The 18,034-nt window shown below is 73.5% G+C and carries 14 protein-coding genes; 6 read left to right on the top strand and 8 right to left on the bottom strand.

The genetic code is table 11. The features are described 5' to 3' along the window. Positions 1–159: 159 nt before the first annotated feature. Positions 160–1,767: a chitinase gene (locus tag ACZ58X_RS30885; protein ID WP_470336865.1), complete on the bottom strand. Its 1,608-nt coding sequence runs from the start codon at positions 1,765–1,767 to the stop codon at positions 160–162. Between the two features lie 375 nt (positions 1,768–2,142). On the opposite strand from ACZ58X_RS30885, the gene ACZ58X_RS30880 reads away from it, so the two are divergent. The 4 genes from ACZ58X_RS30880 to ACZ58X_RS30865 all read left to right on the top strand — a co-directional run bounded on the left by ACZ58X_RS30880 (position 2,143) and on the right by ACZ58X_RS30865 (position 7,803). After that, positions 2,143–2,937, top strand: coding sequence for an isoprenyl transferase (locus ACZ58X_RS30880; RefSeq protein WP_470336864.1), 795 nt, complete (start codon positions 2,143–2,145; stop codon positions 2,935–2,937). Positions 2,938–3,243: 306 nt separating this feature from the next. After that, a complete protein-coding gene (locus ACZ58X_RS30875) occupies positions 3,244–4,578 on the top strand; it encodes a PhoH family protein (protein ID WP_470336863.1) in 1,335 nt (444 codons plus the stop codon). A 450-nt stretch (positions 4,579–5,028) separates the two neighbouring features. After that, positions 5,029–5,769 (top strand): aggregation-promoting factor C-terminal-like domain-containing protein, encoded by a 741-nt coding sequence (locus tag ACZ58X_RS30870; RefSeq protein WP_470336862.1) that lies wholly within the window; start codon positions 5,029–5,031, stop codon positions 5,767–5,769. A gap of 549 nt (positions 5,770–6,318) precedes the next feature. Further along, positions 6,319–7,803, top strand: coding sequence for an AI-2E family transporter (locus ACZ58X_RS30865; RefSeq protein ID WP_470336861.1), 1,485 nt, complete (start codon positions 6,319–6,321; stop codon positions 7,801–7,803). A 32-nt stretch (positions 7,804–7,835) separates the two neighbouring features. Here ACZ58X_RS30865 and ACZ58X_RS30860 read toward each other — a convergent pair whose 3' ends face one another. From ACZ58X_RS30860 to ACZ58X_RS30845, 4 genes are all read right to left on the bottom strand, one after another. Then, the gene (locus tag ACZ58X_RS30860) at positions 7,836–9,443 is read right to left on the bottom strand and encodes an alpha/beta hydrolase (protein ID WP_470336860.1); all 1,608 of its coding nucleotides are present in this window, start codon (positions 9,441–9,443) and stop codon (positions 7,836–7,838) included. 13 nt (positions 9,444–9,456) lie between these two features. Further along, complete coding sequence (locus ACZ58X_RS30855) at positions 9,457–9,810, bottom strand: WXG100 family type VII secretion target (RefSeq protein WP_470336859.1); 354 nt, start codon at positions 9,808–9,810, stop codon at positions 9,457–9,459. Positions 9,811–9,939: 129 nt separating this feature from the next. Next, positions 9,940–10,482 (bottom strand): alkyl hydroperoxide reductase, encoded by a 543-nt coding sequence (locus ACZ58X_RS30850; RefSeq protein WP_350506049.1) that lies wholly within the window; start codon positions 10,480–10,482, stop codon positions 9,940–9,942. Between the two features lie 3 nt (positions 10,483–10,485). Continuing rightward, positions 10,486–11,037, bottom strand: a complete 552-nt coding sequence (locus ACZ58X_RS30845) for a peroxiredoxin (RefSeq protein WP_350506050.1) — start codon at positions 11,035–11,037, stop codon at positions 10,486–10,488. 193 nt (positions 11,038–11,230) lie between these two features. Between ACZ58X_RS30845 and ACZ58X_RS30840 the strand changes: the two genes are divergently transcribed. After that, complete coding sequence (locus tag ACZ58X_RS30840; RefSeq protein WP_470336858.1) at positions 11,231–12,187, top strand: LysR substrate-binding domain-containing protein; 957 nt, start codon at positions 11,231–11,233, stop codon at positions 12,185–12,187. Between the two features lie 4 nt (positions 12,188–12,191). On the opposite strand, the gene ACZ58X_RS30835 is transcribed toward ACZ58X_RS30840, so the two are convergent. Beyond that, on the bottom strand, positions 12,192–12,815 hold the full coding sequence (locus ACZ58X_RS30835; protein ID WP_470336857.1) for a TetR/AcrR family transcriptional regulator: 624 nt from the start codon (positions 12,813–12,815) through the stop codon (positions 12,192–12,194). Between the two features lie 156 nt (positions 12,816–12,971). Here ACZ58X_RS30835 and ACZ58X_RS30830 point away from each other — a divergent pair, with 156 nt between their 5' ends. Then, positions 12,972–15,161: an MMPL family transporter gene (locus tag ACZ58X_RS30830; protein ID WP_470336856.1), complete on the top strand. Its 2,190-nt coding sequence runs from the start codon at positions 12,972–12,974 to the stop codon at positions 15,159–15,161. 97 nt (positions 15,162–15,258) lie between these two features. Here the strand turns inward: ACZ58X_RS30830 and ACZ58X_RS30825 are convergent, their stop codons facing one another. Continuing rightward, positions 15,259–17,136: an ATP-binding SpoIIE family protein phosphatase gene (locus tag ACZ58X_RS30825; RefSeq protein ID WP_470336855.1), complete on the bottom strand. Its 1,878-nt coding sequence runs from the start codon at positions 17,134–17,136 to the stop codon at positions 15,259–15,261. Positions 17,137–17,204: 68 nt separating this feature from the next. Then, complete coding sequence (locus ACZ58X_RS30820) at positions 17,205–17,969, bottom strand: class I SAM-dependent methyltransferase (RefSeq protein ID WP_470336854.1); 765 nt, start codon at positions 17,967–17,969, stop codon at positions 17,205–17,207. Positions 17,970–18,034 lie beyond the last annotated feature (65 nt).

Here is an 18,034-nt window from a genome sequence, read left to right as displayed (position 1 = left end):
CCGTTCGCCCCCTCCCTGCTACTCGGGGCCCTCACTGTGGTGCTGGCCTGTTAGCGGCGGGGCCCGCCGTACCGATCCGGTACGGCGGGCCCCGCCGTCGGCGCGCCGGCCCCACCCTCAAGGAGTGGCGCGCCGTGGGGAGTTGGGCCTCGGGGCGGCTCAGGGCAGCTTGTGGACGAACGGGCCGACCGTGTTGGAGAAGGCGTTGCCGTTGTTGGCGTCCCAGTTGGTGGACCAGGTCATCGCGCCCCGGATGGTGGGCCACTTGGCCGGCGGCACGAAGCTACCGCAGTTGTTGCCGGTGGCCAGGCAGTTGAGCGCGTTGTTCACCACCGACGGGTCGACGTAGCCGCCGCCGGCCGCCTTGGCGGAGGCCGGGACGCCGATGCCGACCTGGTCGGGCCGCAGGCCGCCCTGGATGTGGGTGCAGACCTGCGAGGTGATGAAGTCGACCGTGCCCTGGTTGTAGACCTTGCCGTCGCAGCCGTTCATCCCGCCCGAGTTGTAGAACTGGGTGTTGACGACGGTCAGGATGTCCTTGGTGGCCAGCGCCAGCTGGAAGTAGGCGCCGGAGGTGCTGTACATCCCGATGGTCTCGGGGGCCATGGTCAGCACGAAGCCGGGGCCGACCTTGGCCTGCAGGGAGTGCAGCGCGGCCCCGAGCGGGCCGGCCTGGACGCCGTTCTCCAGGTCGACGTCGATGCCGTCGAAGCCGTAGTCCTTGATGATCGCGTAGGCGCTGTCGGCGAAGTTCGCCCCGGCGGTGGCGTCGCCGACGGTGATCGCGCCGTTCTGGCCGCCGATGGAGAGGATGACCTTCTTGCCGGCCGCCTGCTTGGCCTTGATGTCGGCGCGGAACTGGGCGTCGGTGTAGCCGCCGAGCGCCTTGGACAGGCCCGGGTCCAGGGTGAAGCTGATCGCGCCGGTCCGGGTCGGCACGGCGTCGGCGAAGGAGACCGCGATGATGTCGTACGCGCTCTGCACGTCGCCCAGGCGCTGCGGGGTCGAGCCGTTGTCGAAGTTCTGCCAGTAGCCGGTGACCGCGTGGGCCGGCAGGCCGGTGGCCGGCGGGGTGGTGCCGGTCGGGGTCGGCGTGGCCGTGGGGGTGGGCGACGCGGTCGGGGTCTGGGTCGGCGGCTGGGTCGGGGTCGCCGTGGCGGTCGGGGTGGCGGTGGCCGTCGGCGTCGGGGTCGGCGTCCCGGTGGGGGTGGCCGTCGGGGACGGCGTGGAGGTGCCGCCCGGGCCGACCAGCGCGACGTCGTCGGCGAGGTAGGCGCTCTGCCCGTACCAGCCGTGCAGGTAGACGGTGACGCTGGTGGCGTTCGCCCCGGTGGTGAAGGTGCTGGTCAGCTGGTTCCAGCTGTTCTGGTTCGACCAGGTGGACGGATCCGTCCCGCCGGTGCCGCGCGCGCCGAGGTAGACGTACGGGCCCTGGACCCAGGCGCTCAGGGTGTAGCTGGTGTTGGGCAGCACGCTGATGGTCCGGGTGCACTCGGCGGTGTCGCCCGCGCCCGGGGTGGCCTGCAGCGCACCGGTGCCGGAGTGGGTCGGCGAGGACACCGCGGCCGCGCCGCCGGTGCAGGACCAGCCGGCCAGTCCGTTCTCGAAGCCGCCGTTGCCGACCAGGTTGCCGTCCGCCGCGCTGGCGCCGCCGGCGAAGAGGGCGAGGCCGCCGCCGGCCAGGGCGAGGGCGGTGGCGCCGGCCGCGAGGGCGGGCAGGGGGCTGCGCCGGCGCCGGTGCGCGGGCTGCTGCGGGGTACGGGCCATGGGGTGACGCTCCTGGGGGAGGAGCGGCCGCCGCGGTGGGGGGCGCGGCGGCCGCGTGTGGGGGAGGGGAGGTCCGCGGGTGACTCCGGGGGCGGGATCGTCTCGTTCCGCCTCGGGACAAAAGCTGGACTAGACCATTGCCGGTCGTCAAGGACGCAACAACCGGCTTACGGCTCCCTTAAGGAATCGGAGACCGTTCCGTGTCCACCCCGGGCAGACCGCCCCGCGGGCCCTGACACACCCGTCGCGACAGACTTCGTACAGGACCGTGACCAGACCGCTACCTGCGGCTTTACCGCGTGCCTGCGCGCGGGAGTAGGCTGCGCCGGGGCGGTGACGCACCAGTCCGAACGAGTACGGAGGGGCCGGGAAACCATGGGTCTGCGCGATGTCGCCGAACGGACGCCGGGGCTGCGCACCCTGCTGGGCGGGATGTACGGGCTCTACGGCCGACGGGTCGAGGTCCACCTCGCGCGCACCCCGCACCACATCGGCGTGATCCTGGACGGCAACCGCCGCTGGGCCAAGGCCGCCGGCGGCTCCACCGCGTACGGCCACCAGCGCGGCGCCGACAAGATCAGCGAGTTCCTCGGCTGGTGCGACGAGACCCACGTCAAGGTCGTCACCCTGTGGATGCTCTCCACCGACAACCTGGACCGCCCCGCCGACGAGCTGGTCCCGCTGCTCGGCATCATCGAGGACGCCGTCACCGGCCTGGCCGCCGCCCGCCGCTGGCGGGTCAACCCGGTCGGCGCGCTGGACCTGCTCCCGCAGCACACCGCCGACGTGCTCAAGCGCGCCGCCGAGGAGACCGCCGGGATCGACGGCATCACCGTCAACGTCGCGGTCGGCTACGGTGGCCGGCACGAGATCGCCGACGCCGTCCGCTCGCTGCTCCAGGAGCACGCCGGGCGCGGCACCCCGATCGAGGAACTGGCCGAGATCCTGACCGTCGAGCACATCTCGGAGCACCTCTACACCGCCAACCAGCCCGACCCGGACCTGATCATCCGCACCTCGGGCGAGCAGCGACTGTCCGGATTCCTGCTCTGGCAGAGCGCCCACAGCGAGTTCTACTTCTGCGAGGCGTACTGGCCGGCCTTCCGCAAGGTCGACTTCCTGCGCGCGCTGCGCGCCTTCGAGCAGCGGCACCGGCGGCTCGGCCTCTGAACCGGCGCCAGCCGGACTCCCCGGTGGGCGCTCCCACGGGCTCGCCGGGGGCTCCCGGGCGACCGTTCCCGGGGCGGATCCGGGCCGCTCGGCCGCGCGTCCGGGTGGAATGACCGCCGTAGGCCTGGCCTACCCGGGCCGCGCGCGAGGCCAAACGTTCACCGGCAATGATCCGTCAGTTCGCCGGGGGCGCGAATGCACCGCTCCCCGCCTGGGAATACTCCAGTCAGTCCGGTCCCGAGGCCACCGGGGCAGCGGGGGCCGGCTTGCCGCGGATGACGCAGGGTCATCCGCTCTGGAGGCCTAGTGGTCAGTTCCAAGAGCCGCCGGACACCAGACCGGCGCACGTACGTTCTCGACACCAGCGTGCTCCTGGCGGACCCGCTCGCCATGACCCGCTTCGAGGAGCACGAGGTCGTCCTCCCGGTGGTGGTCGTCACCGAGCTGGAGGCCAAGCGCCACCACCCCGAGCTGGGCTACTTCGCCCGCCAGGCGCTGCGCCTGCTCGACGACTACCGCATCCGCCACGGCCGGCTCGACGAGCCGATCCCGGTGGGCGAGCTGGGCGGGACGATCCGGGTCGAGCTCAACCACTCGGACGTCTCGATACTGCCGGCCGGCTACCGGGCCGGCGGGGGCGAGGCGGACACCCGGATCCTGGCGGTCGCCCGCAACCTCCAGGCCGAGGGCTACGACGTCACCGTCGTCTCCAAGGACCTCCCGCTGCGGATCAAGGCCAGCTCGGTGGGCCTGCTCGCGGAGGAGTACCGGGCCGAGCTCGCGATCACCTCCGGCTGGACGGGCATGTCCGAGCTGCACGTCGCGGCCGACCAGGTCGACGCGCTGTTCGCGGCCGGCCACGACGCCGCGGTGGACATCGACGGGGTCGAGGAGCTCCCGGTGCACACCGGGCTGGTGCTCACCTCGGAGCGCGGCCGGGCGCTCGGCCGGGTCACCGGCGACGGGCGGGTCCGGTTGGTGCGCGGCGAGCGCGAGGCGTTCGGGCTGCGCGGGCGCAGCGCCGAGCAGCGGGTGGCGCTGGACCTGCTGCTCGACCCGGACATCGGCATCGTGTCGATGGGCGGCCGGGCCGGGACGGGCAAGTCGGCGCTGGCGCTGTGCGCCGGGCTGGAGGCGGTGCTGGAGCGGAGGCAGCACCGCAAGGTGATGGTCTTCCGGCCGCTGTACGCGGTCGGCGGCCAGGAGCTCGGCTACCTGCCCGGCAGCGAGGCGGAGAAGATGGGCCCCTGGGCCCAGGCCGTCTTCGACACCCTCTCGGCGGTCACCACCCCGGACGTGATCGAGGAGGTCATCGGCCGCGGGATGCTGGAGGTGCTGCCGCTGACCCACATCCGGGGGCGTTCGCTGCACGACGCCTTCGTGATCGTGGACGAGGCCCAGTCGCTGGAGCGGAACGTGCTGCTGACGGTGCTGTCCCGGATCGGCCAGGGCTCGCGGGTGGTGCTCACCCACGACGTGGCGCAGCGGGACAACCTCCGGGTCGGCCGGTACGACGGCGTGGTGGCGGTGGTGGAGAAGTTGAAGGGGCATCCGCTCTTCGCGCACATCACGCTCACCCGCTCGGAGCGGTCGCCGATCGCGGCGCTGGTCACGGAGATGCTGGAGGACATCCACCCGTGAACCGCCCCTGACCGGGGCATAGTCGGACAATAGGTTCAACTTGCTGTGCGGGGCCCGCTCCTGAGGGAGCGGGCCCCGTCCCTTTCATCACATCGAGTGCTTTCTGTCCGAAGAACTTCCGTACGGTGAATGTGACATGCGCCACGCGGGCGGGAATTGCGTCGACAGTGCCCGGTGCGGCATGGTGTGGGTTCTGTCAGGCCCCGCGTACGGCGCGGCAGGGATTCCGCTCGTCGGAGGCCCGGCCCCGGAAGGTCCGCCAACTCCGGTCGGTGGACACACAATTGAAGACCGTTGAGCCGTACGCCGCCCGATTCCAACGCCCGGTCGCCTCATTCCGACCGGACGCCGGGCCAGTACCTCCCGTGACCAGAGCACCTGCGGAGGTCCGTGCCAAGGGGCATGTTGCGTCCGCACGGTCACGCGTGGGCGATGCTGGAAGGAATCCATGTGACTCGGATCTCGGTCCGGGGAGTTGCTGTGGCCTCTGCCACCGCGGTCACCGCTGTCGGTGCCGTCGTGGGCATGGCCTCGGGCAGCGAGGTCAAGGCCACGCAGACGGTCGACGTCGCCGGCGCGACCCTGCTCGCCGAAGTCCCCTCTGGCTCCCAGGCACAGGCCGCAAGTGACAACATCGGCCAGCAGGCGACCGCCCAGCAGGCCTCCGCCGACGCCGCCGCCAAGGCTGCCGCCGAGCAGAAGGCCGCCGAGGAGGCCGCGCGCCAGAAGGCCGCCGCGGACGCCCAGGCGAAGGCCGACGCTCAGGCCAAGGCCGACGCGGACAAGGCCGCCAAGGCCGCCGCCGACCAGCGTGCCGCCGCCGACGCCGCCGCCAACCGCTCCAAGGCGCGGTCGGCGATGTCCGCGGTGGACGACAGCGCGCCCCCCGTCTCGGTCAGCCCCGGTTCCGTCCAGGACACGGCCCGGCAGATCGTCGGCAACGACGCCCAGTTCCAGTGCTTCAGCCAGATCGTGAAGCGCGAGAGCGGCTGGGACTACACCGCGACCAACAGCAGCTCCGGCGCCTACGGTCTGGTCCAGGCCCTGCCCGGCTCCAAGATGGCCTCGGCCGGTGCCGACTGGCGCACCAACCCGGCCACCCAGATCAAGTGGGGCCTCAGCTACATGAACAGCCGCTACGGCAGCCCCTGCGGCGCCTGGTCGTTCTGGCAGGCCCACAGCTGGTACTAGGAGGACCCGCCGCCCCCGGGCGGCGCGACTCCCCGCGGCCCCCGGCCGCTCGTCCCGTTCGACGAGCAGCCGGGGGCCGCGGCGTTCCCGGGCACGCCGGGCGGGGCGGCCGGGAAAGGGCGGGCCGCCCCGCCCGGGCTGCGCTGACCAAGGCGCCCACGGGCGGTGCGGTCCTGGTGCGGACGCGGGGCGCGGGGAGGGGTCCTGGTAGCTCCCCGCACCGGCCGGTCCGCCGGCGGTTGGCTCACCTGGGATGGATCGGGCATGGGATGGATCGGGTCGATCGGGACGACCGGCTCTGCGGCACCCGTCGGCCTGATGGGACGACTCGGCGTCCCGTTCGAAGTCCTCCCCCGTCGAGCCTGGGCGAAACCACCTGGAACCTGGCGTTTTGTCCTGTTTCGTGGAACGAAGTGACCGAAGCCGAACCCCACGGCGGGCGGACTCGCCCCGCCCCCGCCGGGTAGCGTCATCCCTGACGGCCGTGGTGCGACCCACGGCGTTGCCGCCGGGCTCGGCGGATCCGGCAGGGAATCGGTGGTAGCGAGGATGGCGCGGGGCGGAAAGGCCTTCAAGGCCGTGGCCAAGGGCATGGCCGTGGTGGCGAGCGCGGCCGCCGTGATCGAACGGCGCCGGCGCGCCGCGATGGCGGCCGACCCGCACGAGCTCCCCGTACCGGCGCTCGCCGAGGCGCCCGGCCCCGTCCCGGTGCCGCGCACCGACCCCGCGCCGGCGGCCGCGCCGCTCGCCGCCCGGGTGGCGCCCGCGGCCGAGGCCGACGCCGAGGCCGAGGCCGTCGCGGAGGCCCCGACCCCGACCCCGGCGCCCGCGACGGCCACGCCCCCCGCGCCCACCGGATTCGGCCGCGAGTACCACCCCGGCCGGCCCGCCACCCCCGCCGAGGCGGTGCCGTGGGGACTGCGGGTCGCCGCCGAGTCGACCTGGCGGCTGCTGCTGCTCGGGGCCGCGCTCTACGTCGTCTTCTACGTCGTCGACATGCTGCGGCTGGTCGCCTTCTCGGTGCTGGCCTCGCTGCTGATCACCGCGCTGCTGGAGCCCTCGGTCTCCTGGCTGCGCCGGCGCGGGGTGCCCCGCTCGCTCGCGGCCGGCGGGGTCTTCCTCAGCGGTCTGGCCGGGATCGGCCTGGTCGGCTGGTTCGTGGTCTGGCAGGTGTCCACCAACCTGCCCGACGTCACCAACCAGGTGAAGACCGGCGTCAACCAGCTCCGGGACTGGATGATCACCGGCCCGCTGCACCTGACCCAGCAGCAGATCACCGACTTCGCCAACCAGATCACCAAGGCCATCACCACCAACACCGACCAGCTCACCTCGGCCTCGATCACCGGCGCGCAGATCGCCGTCGAGGTCCTGACCGCGCTGCTGATGACCTTCTTCACCACCTTCTTCTTCCTCTACGACGGCTCCAGGATCTGGAACTGGGCGCTGCGCGGCCTGCCCCGGCAGTCCCGCTTCGCGATGGCCGGGGCCGGGCCCAAGGCCTGGACCACGCTCACCGCGTACGTGCGCGGCACCGTCTGCGTGGCCTTCATCGACGCGCTCTGCATCGGCATCGGCGTCGACCTGCTGGGCGTGCCGCTGGCCATGCCGCTGGCCGTGATCATCTTCTTGGGCGCCTTCGTCCCGCTGGTCGGCGCCCTCGTCACCGGCACGGTCGCCGTCCTGATCGCCCTGGTCACCCAGGGGCCGTGGACGGCGCTGATGGTGCTGGTCGTCCTGATCGCGGTGATGCAGGTGGAGAGCCACATCCTCCAGCCGCTCATCCTCGGCCGCGCCGTCCGGGTCCACCCGCTCGGCGTGGTCCTCGGCGTCGCCGCCGGCGGCATCATCGGCGGCATCGGCGGCGCGGTCGTCGCCGTCCCGCTGATCGCCGTCACCAACACCGTGGTCGGCCACCTGCGCCGCCGCAACGAGGCCGGCCAGGCCGTCTTCACCGCCCTCGAAGCCGCCCGCGAGGCCGCCGAACGCACGGCCGCCACCCGGCCGGCGGCGGCTCGGCCCGCCGCCGACTGACCGGGGGCTGCCGCGGGGCGCCGGGGCGGAGGTCAGTCATGACGTCCGGCCGCCGGGGTGATCAGGTCGGCGTGGCCGCTGACGATCCGTCCGATGTTGTCGACCGAGGTGCGGTCGTCGCCGGGGCCGTCGTCCCAGTAGGACGAGTGCGCGGTGAAGTCGGGGGACCCGCCGTCCACGGCGAAGCGGTGGGCGCCGAAGTCGACGCTCGCCGGATCCCTGGTGAACCAGCCCAGGTGCGAGATGTGGTCCCAGGAGGCGGCGCCGACGTAGGTGTGATCGGCGCCGACGGAGAACTCGGAGGCGTGGAAGGCGTCGGTGCCGGGACTGCCGACCAGGATGACGTCGTCGGCCGCGATCCCGGCCGGTTTCCTCGCGGCGAGGCCGACCAGGAGCGAACCGAAGCTGTGGCCCTCGGCCGTGACGTGGGCCGGTGCGCCCTGGTGGGTGACGCGCTGCCCCTCGAGGAACCTGCGGTAGGCGTCGACGCCGCCCCGCGCGCGGCTCAGGTCGCCGGCCTCCGGGAAGCTGAGCGGCGCGTCGTACCCCAGCCAGGCGATGGACGCGGTGGTGCGGGTCGGGTCCGCGCGCTGGGCCGCGTCGTACACGGCTTTCGCCCGGTCCGCGTCGCCGCCGCCGATGCGTTGGAGGTCGGTGCCCAGGCCGCCGACGAGGGAGGTGACGTCGTCGGCGGTGTCGGGGTCGCCGAACGACAGGATGCCGCGCCCCTGTCCTTCGTCGCCGATGCCGAGCAGGAACACCGGGGGCTCCTGCCCCGCCGAGTCCAGCAGCCGCTCGCCGATCCTCCGGAAGCCCTCGAGTTTCCGCCGGTGCTGCCCGGTGGCCGGGGATCCGTCCCGCGCGTACTCCTCGGTGTACCGCTGCAGCAGGATCCGGTTGGCCCGGTCGCGGGCGACGGCGGGGATGCCGTCGCGGTTGCCGACGAGCTCCGGGTGCTCGGCGACGATCCACTGCTGCCGGTCGGCGGGGAGCCCGTTCCACCAGGCGTTGACCTCGGCGGGCGGGGCGCCGGGTCCGGGGACGGCGCCGGACAGCAGGTCGAGCGGGGCCAGCGTCGGGTCGAGTCGATCCCGGCTCGCCACGGCCGGGTCGAGGCCGGTGCCGTCCCGGGCGCGGGTGGCATAGTGCCGGAGCCGGGCGGCGAGGGCCCGGTCGACGGTGTCGGCCTCGGTGAGGGCGGTGCCGATGCGGGCGGCGAGGACCCCGGCGGTCCGGTCGCGGGCCCTTCGGTGGTCGGGGTCGTGCCGGTCGGCGGTGGACGGGGCCCGCCAGGTGACCGCCCCGTGCTCGTCGACCGTCATGTCGGCGCTCCGTACGTCCTCCAGGGCCTTGCGGAGGGCCGACTGGGCGAGAAGGAGGGCGTCCGCCCCGGCCCGGAGGGTCTTGCCGATCCGGCCGAGCTCGGTCCGGGCGGCCGTCAACTCGCCGGTGGTGAGCCGGAGGGCCGGTGTCGCCGCGTCGGCGGTGGGGCCGGTCCATCCGGCGGCGGCGACGCGTCGGTCGACCCCGGTGCGCCAGTTCTCCAGGTGCTGCCCGAACTCGTCCTGCAGTCGGTCGTACGCGTCGGCGGTGCCGTGGAGCAGGCCGAAGTCGGTGTCGCGCAGTGTCGCGAGGTCCACGCCGGCGGCCCCTCTACCCGAAGTGCTGGACGAAGTCGTGCCGTTGTGCCGTCGTGGGGCCGAATCCGGTGGCGGCCCGGTGGTCGGTGTCCCGGTAGCCGCGGGCGGCCGTTTCGAGGTGTTGGCCGTGGCGGCTCATCGTGCGGTGCAGGTCGTTCAGGAGCGTGTGCCAGGCGCCGGTGCAGCTGTCGAGCGCGGCGGCGCACCGGAGTCCGGGCAGGCCGGCGACGGCCTGGTGGGACGCGTCGAGCACGGCCTCGGTCTGGCCCGGGATCAGGGCCGCCGTCTCGCCGGCCCTTCCGGCGGCCTGGTGGAGCAGCCCGGTGTCGAGCTGGAAGCCCCCGCAGTTCTCCGGGTGGTCGGACACCTCGGTTCCCCTCCGGACCGTAGGTTGTGCACGGATCGCCTTGCACTGTAGCCGAGTTGGGTCCGTCGGGGGCCGGAAACGCCGAGGGGCCCCTCCGTGCGGAGGGGCCCCTCGGGTGGTGCGGGTGGGTCAGGCGTTGACGGCGGCGAGGGCGGCCTCGGAGTCGAGGACGCCGGCCACGGCCTGGAGGACGGCGGCGATCTTCATCGAGGCCTGGATGACCTCACGGTCGACGCCGGCCTTGCGCAGCACGGCCTCGTGCGAGTCGAGGCACTGGCCGCAGCCGTTGATGGCCGAGACGGCGAAGCACCAGAGCTCGAAGTCGATCTTCTCGACGCCCGGGGTGCCGATGATGTTCATCCGCAGACCGGCCCGCATCGTGCTGTACTCCTTGTCGGAGAGCAGGTGCAGCGTCCGGTAGTAGACGTTGTTCATCCCCATGATCGCGGCCGCGCCCTTGGCGGCGGTGTACGCCTCCGGGGAGAGGTTGGCCTTGGCCTCGGGCTCCAGCTCGCGCAGCAGGCCGGGGCTGCGGGTGGCCATCGCGCAGGACAGCACGGTGCCCCAGAGCTGCTGGGCGGGGAGGTCGGAGTTGCCGATGACCGAGCCCAGGTTGAGCTTGAGGTCCTTGGCGTAGTCCGGAAGGGCGGCCTTCAGGTCGTCGAGGGCCATGGGTCAGCCCGCCAGGAGGGCCTGGGCGTCGAGGGTGTCCTCGCCCTTGTTCCAGTTGCACGGGCACAGCTCGTCGGTCTGCAGGGCGTCCAGCACCCGCAGGACCTCCTTGGGGTTGCGGCCGACGGAGCCGGCGGTGACCATGACGAACTGGATCTCGTTGTTCGGGTCGACGATGAACACGGCGCGCTGGGCGGTGCCGTCCTCGCCCTCGACGCCGCAGGCGCGCATCAGCTCGTGCTTGATGTCGGCCAGCATCGGGAAGGGCAGGTCGCGCAGGTCCTTGTGGTCCTTGCGCCAGGCGTGGTGCACGAACTCGGAGTCGCCGGAGACGCCGAGGATCTGGGCGTCACGGTCGGCGAACTCGTCGTTCAGCTTGCCGAACGCGGCGATCTCGGTCGGGCAGACGAAGGTGAAGTCCATCGGCCAGAAGAAGACGATCTTCCACTTGCCCTCGTAGGTCTTGTGGTCGATGTCGGCGAAGGCGCTCGCGGCATCCAGGTCGACACAGGCCTTGAGGTCGAACTCGGGGAACTTGTCACCGATCGTGAGCACGTTCGCTTCTCCTGAGGATGAGACTGCGGGGAGTTTTGTCCGGATTCCGGACAGCACCCACAATTCCACATCGTGGACTGATCAGGGAAATAGCTACACTTGATGTGTCTGATCGGAGATTGCTATCAGTACCGAACCACCCCCCTCTCGGCCCGCCCGGCGCGGGACCGCCGCCGCCAAACCCGAGGCGGCTGTGGGGAGCACCACAGTCCGCAGCCCGCGCACACCGACGGTCGCCCAGCTCAAGGCCTTCGTCGCGGTGGCGGAGCACCGGCACTTCCGGGAGGCCGCCGCCGCCACCGGGACGAGTCAGCCGGCGCTGTCCGGGGCGGTCGCCGCGCTGGAGGAGTCGCTGGGCGCGCAGCTGGTCGAGCGTACGACGCGCAAGGTGATCGTCACTCCCCTGGGGGAGCGTGTGCACGGGCACGCGCGCCGGGTGCTCGCCTCGTTGCAGGCCCTCACCGAGGAGGTCGACGCCGCCCGCCGTCCGTTCACCGGGCCGCTGCACCTCGGGGTGATCCCGACCGTCGCACCGTACCTGCTGCCCACCGTGCTGCGGCTGGTCCGCGACCGCTTCCCGGAGCTGGAGCTGCACGTCCACGAGGAGCGCACCCCCTCGCTGCTGGAGGGCCTGGCCGCCGGGCGGCTGGACGTCCTGCTGCTCGCGCTCCCGGCCGGCGGCTCCTCGCCGACCCGGGACATCCCGCTCTTCGACGAGGACTTCGTCCTGGTCACCCCGCCCGGGCACCCGCTCGCCGGGCGGATCGACGTGCCGCGCGACGTACTGCTCGACCTGGAGGTGCTGCTGCTGGAGGAGGGCCACTGCCTGCGCGACCAGGCCCTCGACATCTGCCGCGAGGTCGGCGCCGACCCGGCCGGCTCCACCACCCGCGCGGCGGGCCTGTCCACCCTGGTCCAACTCGTCGCCGGGGGGCTCGGGGTGACGCTGCTGCCGGCCACCGCGCTGGACGTCGAGGCCGGCCGCACCGACCGGCTGGCCGCCGTACGGTTCGCCGCCCCGGCGCCCGGCCGCCGGATCGGGCTGGCCGTCCGGCCGGGTTCGGCCCGCAGCGCCGAGTACGAGCGCTTCGGCGCGGCGCTGCGCGAGGTGCTGGCCGAGCTGCCGGTCCGGATCGTCGACACGCCCTGAGGCGTCAGTGCGCCGCCGGCGCGCCGAGGCAGAGGCCGACCGTGGTCGCCACCAGCAGGTCCAGCGCCGCCAGGGTCTCCGGGGCGGGGGGTTCGCCGGGCAGGCTCCGGATCAGGTGGCGGGCCGTCAGGCCGTCGAAGCCGGTGAGGAAGTGGGCGGCGATCCGGTCGGCGGGCAGCGCCAGGGTCAGCCCGTGGGCGCCGGCGAGGGCGGCGAGCATCTCGGTGGCGGTGCCCTCCATGGCGTGCTGCAGCCCGAGCATGATCTCCCGGACGTCCGGGTCGCGCATCGCCAGCGTCTCGAACTCGCTGAGCAGGACGCAGCGCCCGTCCTCGCCGGTGGCGGCCTCCCAGAGGGCGTGGACCAGGGTGCGGACCTGGTCGCCGAACGGGCCGTCGCCGGGTGAGGCGGCGCGCACCTGGTCGATGAACTGGGCGGCGACCTCCTCGACGACGGCCCGGTAGAGGTCCTTCTTGGTGCCGAAGGTGTAGTGCACCGTCGCCTGTGCCACGCCCAGCTCCGCCGCGATCGCGCGGGTGCTGCCGGCGGAGACCCCTTCCCGGGTCATCAGGTCGATCGCGGCCCGGACCAGCTGCGGTCGGCGTTCGGAGGCGGGGACATGAGCCATCCAGCCAGGGTAGCGCCATGGTCGGACAACTGTGTCGGTCGATTGGGTCGGTCAACTTTGTCACCTGACAAAGTTGGGTCTACCGTGGGAGGGGTTCGCCCGGGCAGCCGCCTGGGCACCCGCCCGTCCGCCGACCGCACCGCGAGGGGTCAGACCGTGGCCACGTACCTGTACCGACTGGGCCGTTACTGCTTCCGGAGAAGGCGCGCCGTGCTGGCCGTCTGGGTCGCGCTGCTGATCGCCGTGGGCGGGGCCGCGGGCGCCCTCGCGGGCAGCACCAGCGACGAGTTCAAGGTCCCCGGCACCGAGGCCCAGGCCACCCTGGACCGGATCAAGGACACCTTCCCCGAGCAGGGCCACGGCTCCGCCCAGGTGGTCTTCGCCGCCCCGGCGCCCGGCGGCATCGCCTCGCCCGAGGCGGGCAAGGCGGTCGGCGAGGCCGTCACCCGGATCGCCCACGTCCCCGGCGTGGCCGCGGTGCCCGACCCGTACGCCACCGGCGCGGTCTCCCCGGACGGCAGGGTCGCGATCGCGCTGGTCTCCTTCGACCACAAGCTCGCCGAGGTCACCGACCAGCAGCGGGACGCCGTCCGGGCCGCCGCCGAGCCGGCCCGCGCGGCCGGGCTGGAAGTGGCCTTCGGCGGCGACGCGTACAACAAGTTCGCCCAGATCGAGGGCGGCTCCGAGGCGATCGGCCTGGTGGTGGCCGGGCTGGTGCTGGTGATCACCCTCGGCACCCTGGTCGCGGCCGGGCTGCCGCTGCTGACCGCGCTGGTCGGCGTCGCCGTCGCGATGGCCGGACTGCTGGCGCTCACCGGCTCGGTCGAGATCATCACCACCGCGCCGGTGCTGGCCCTGATGGTCGGCCTCGCGGTCGGCATCGACTACGCCCTGTTCATCCTGTTCCGCCACCGCCGCCACCTGGCCGAGGGCCTGGAGCCCGAGGAGTCCGCCGCCCGGGCCACCGCGACCGCCGGCAGCGCCGTCGTCTTCGCCGGACTGACCGTGGTCGTGGCGCTCGCCGGACTGGCCGTCGCCGGTGTCCCGTTCCTCACCGTGATGGGCCTGTCCGCCTCCGGCGCCGTCGTGGTGGCCGTCCTGGTCGCGATCACCCTGCTGCCCGCGGTGCTCGGCTTCACCGGCCGCGCGATCGACCGGCTGCCGGTCTGGAAGCGGGCGCTGACCACCCACGGCAAGGTCACCGTCGGCGAGCGCTGGGCCCGCTTCGTGGTCCGCCGCCCGCTGCCCGTGCTGCTGGTCGGCCTGGCCGGGCTGGGCGCCATGGCGGTGCCCGCCGCGAGCCTGGACCTCGGCCTGCCGGGCGGCGGCTCACAGGCCGTCGGAACGGACGCCCGTAAGGCGTACGACCTGGTCAGCGACGGCTTCGGCCCGGGCTTCAACGCGCCGCTGGTGGTGGTCGTGGACGCCCACGGCGCACCGCGCCCCGAGCAGGCCGTCCAGGAGGTGGCGGGCCGGCTCCAGGGCTTGCAGGGCGTGCAGACCCTGCTGCCGCCGAAGGTCGACGCGGCCAGCGGCACCGCGCTGGTGCCGGTCATCCCGAAGACCGGCCCGGACCACCAGGACACCCGGGCCCTGGTCAACGAGATCCGCGACCAGCGCGACGGGATCCGGGCCGCGACCGGCGCGGGCATCGCCGTCACCGGCACCACCGCCGCCAACATCGACGTCTCCACCAAGCTCGGCCAGGCCCTGCCGCCGTTCGTCGCGGTGATCGTCGGCATCGCCCTGGTGCTGCTGGCGCTGGCCTTCCGCTCGGTGCTGGTGCCGCTCAAGGCGGTGCTGGGCTTCCTGCTCAGCATCCTGGCCTCGCTCGGCGCGGTGGTCGCGGTCTACCAGTGGGGCTGGCTGGACGGCCTGATCGACGTGCCCAAGGTCGGCCCGGTGGTCAGCTTCGTGCCGATCCTGCTGATCGGCGTGCTGTTCGGGCTGGCGATGGACTACGAGCTGTTCCTGGTCTCCGGGATGAAGGAGCAGTACGTCCACGGCAAGGCGCCGCGCGAGGCGGTCGTCGGCGGGGTGAAGGGCGGCGCCCGGGTGGTGACGGCGGCCGCGCTGATCATGATCTCGGTGTTCGGCGCCTTCGTGCTCGGGCACGACCCGATCGTCCAGCCGATCGGCTTCGCCCTCGCGGTGGGCGTGCTGGTGGACGCCTTCGTGGTGCGGATGGCCCTGGTGCCGGCCGCGATGGCGCTGTTCGGCAAGGCGGCCTGGTGGTTCCCGAAGCGGCTGGAGAAGGTCGTGCCGAAGGTCGACATGGAGGGCGAGCAGCTGATCGCCCGGCTGGAGCGGGAGCGCCGGTCGGCGAGGGAGTCCGTGGGGGTCTGACGGCCCGAAGGGCCCCGCGGGGGCTGACGGCTCGAAGCTCCCCGGTGGGTCCGACGCCTCGGAGGTGCCCGGTGGGATCCGCTCCCGCCGGGCACCGTCACGTCCCGGCGGGCAGCCGCTGCTCGAACCAGACCACCTTGCCGGTGCCCAGCCGGGTGGCGCCCCAGCGGTCCGCGCACCGGGCCACTATCTGCAGCCCGCGTCCGCGTTCGTCCTCCGGGCCGGTGCGGCGCGGCCGCGGCAGCAGCGGGCTGTCGTCGCCGACCTCGCAGCGCAGCCGGGTGGTGCGCACCAGGCTCAGGGTGACCGGGCGGGTCGCGTGCTGGACGGCGTTGGTCACCAGCTCGCTGACCATCAGCTCGGTCGCCTCGCTCAGCTCGTCCAGCCCCCAGCGGCGCAGCGTGTGCGCGGCCAGCCGGCGGGCCCGGCCCGGCGTCTCGTTGCGCGGCTGCAGGTACCAGTGGGCGACGTCCCCGGCCGGGATGCCGTCGAAGCAGGCGCCCAGCAGGGCGATGTCGTCGCCGCGGTCCCCGGGCGGCAGGATCCGCAGCGCCTCCTGGCACAGCTGCTCGGGGGACTGCCAGCGGGCGGCCGCGATCCGCGCGCGGAGCACCTCCAGGCCGTCGCTGAGCGGGCGGGTGCGGGTCTCCACCAGGCCGTCGGTGAACAGCAGCAGCGCCGATCCGGGCGGCGCGGGCAGCTCGACCGAGTTGAAGTCCACCCCGCCGACCCCGATCGGCGCCCCGGAGTCCAGCTCCACCAACTCGGCCGTGCCGTCCGGGCGGACCAGCACCGGCGGGACGTGCCCGGCGTTGGCCAGTACCACCCGGTTGGCGATCGGGTCGTAGACCGCGTACACGCAGGTGGCCAGGTGCTGCTCGCGGCCGAGCCGCTGGGCCTGTTCGTCCAGGTGGTAGAGCACCTCGTGCGGCGGCAGGTCGAGCGCGGCCAAGGTCTGCGCGCTGGTGCGGAGTTGACCCATGATGGCGGCCGAGGTGAGCGAGTGGCCCATCACGTCGCCGACGATCAGGGCGACCCGGTTGCCGGGCAGCGGCACCGCGTCGTACCAGTCGCCGCCGACCTGGGCACCGCGCTCACCGGGCAGGTAGCGCTGGGCGAGCCGGACGCCGTGCGACTGCGGCAGCCGCAACGGCAGCATGCTGCGCTGGAGTTCGTTGGCTATCTCCCACTCGCGGGCGTACCGCAGCGCGGTGTCCACCGCCAGCCCCGCCTGGGTCGCCAGGTGCGCGGCGGTCGCGGTGTCCGCCGCGTCGAAGGCCGGCCGGCCGGTGCGTTCAGGGGGCCGGCGGATCAGCACCAGCAGACCGAGGACGGCCTTGCGGCCGCGCAGCGGCAGGGCCACCACCGAGGTGCCGGCCGCCAGCCGGGCCAGCCCGCGCGGACCGTACACCTCGCGCAGCAGCGCCTCGGTGCGCTCGGCGGCGGGCGTGCCGAGCACGGCCGACTCGGCGGGGCGGCGGCTCAGCAGGATGTGCGCCAGCGCGCCGCCCCGGGTGACCGGGGTGGCCGGGCCGGTGTCCGCGGTCGAGCGGGAGCCGAAGCGCGAGCGGTGCCGGTCGTCCGCGCCGCTCTTGCGGCCGCGGCGGCCGATCCGGGTGCCGGTGCTGTGGTGGATCCGCAGCTCCTCCGGGAAGCCGGGCTCGCGCTCCACGTTGGGCAGCGGGTCGCGCAGATGGACGACGGCGGCATCGGCGACGGTCGGGACCAGCACCCGGCCGATGTTGCGCAAGGTCGCGGCCAGGTCGAGGGCGCTGTTGATCCGCCGGGTCGCCGCGTCGAGGTAGGCGAGGCGGTCCGCCAGCCCGTCCGCCGCCCCGGTGCGGTCCGGCCGCGCCGTCGGCGGCTTCGCCGGGGCCACGGCCCTGACCGGTTCGTCCGGCCGGGCCGGGATCCGGACGCGCTGACCCGGGACGGCGGGCGGCTGCTCCGCCTCGGTCTTGAGCTGGTCGCGCACGGCTGCCTGTCCTGGATTCGGTGTGGTCGGGAGGTCTGGACGGTGAGCTGTTCTGGTCCTCTGGTCGGTCAGCCGACGCGTCGACAGCACAGGAACAGCTGTTCCTCCGGCGGCAGCGTGGTACTGGCCGGCGCGTACGGATGCCCCGAGCACTCCTCGACGGCGAAACCGGCCTCGACCAGGACCCGCTCCAGATCCTCCCTCAGATACCCACTGATCCGCAGCTCTCTGCCAAGGAACGGAAGCGGAACGTGATCCAGGTCCGCCTCGACCATACCGAGCACCAGCAGTCCGCCCGGCCGCAGGAGTTCGCGCAACCGGCCGAGCACGGTCGGGATCTCGTCCTGCGGCAGCAGGATCAGCGAGAAGAACGCGGTGACGGCGGCGAAGGTGCCGCGGCCCGCCGACCCCAGCGCGGGCACGCCCCACACCCGGTCGGCGCGCTCGGTGGCCAGATCGTACAGGTCGATGCGGTGGAACTCGGCCGGGTGCGCTCCCTCGATCCGAGCCCGGCGGGCCAGCGTCAGCATCACGTCCGAGAGGTCTATCCCGGTCACCCGCAGCCCGCCGGCGGTCAGCTGGCCCACGGTCGGCTCACCGGTGCCGCAGCCCACGTCCAGCACCCGGGCGCCGGGTTCCAGCTCGGCGAGCAGCCGCCGCCCGCACTCCAACTGGCCGTCCTTGGCGGGGAAGGCCTCGCCGTACCCGGCACCGATGGTGTCGAAGGCGACCGCCTGCAGGGCCCGGGCCGCCCGGCGTCGCCGCACGTCGGGACCGTCGTCGCCGGCGTCCTCGCCGACCGGGAACGCGTCGGATATCTGTCCGGTCGTCACGTTGAGAGGCACCCTTCCACCCGTGGCCTCCGGTCGGCTCCTCCGCAGCCTCCTGGGCCGCTGCC

This window comes from Kitasatospora sp. NPDC040550, from assembly GCF_055594965.1.
This window is presented reverse-complemented; position numbering and strand designations above follow the sequence as displayed.

Excerpts from the sequence above, each read along its gene's own strand:
- ACZ58X_RS30885 (WP_470336865.1), bottom strand. The coding sequence starts at position 1,767 with ATGGCCCGTACCCCGCAGCAGCCCGCGCACCGGCGCCGGCGCAGCCCC.
- ACZ58X_RS30880 (WP_470336864.1), top strand. The coding sequence starts at position 2,143 with ATGGGTCTGCGCGATGTCGCCGAACGGACGCCGGGGCTGCGCACCCTG.
- ACZ58X_RS30865 (WP_470336861.1), top strand. The coding sequence starts at position 6,319 with ATGGCGCGGGGCGGAAAGGCCTTCAAGGCCGTGGCCAAGGGCATGGCC.
- ACZ58X_RS30850 (WP_350506049.1), bottom strand. The coding sequence starts at position 10,482 with ATGGCCCTCGACGACCTGAAGGCCGCCCTTCCGGACTACGCCAAGGAC.
- ACZ58X_RS30835 (WP_470336857.1), bottom strand. The coding sequence starts at position 12,815 with ATGGCTCATGTCCCCGCCTCCGAACGCCGACCGCAGCTGGTCCGGGCC.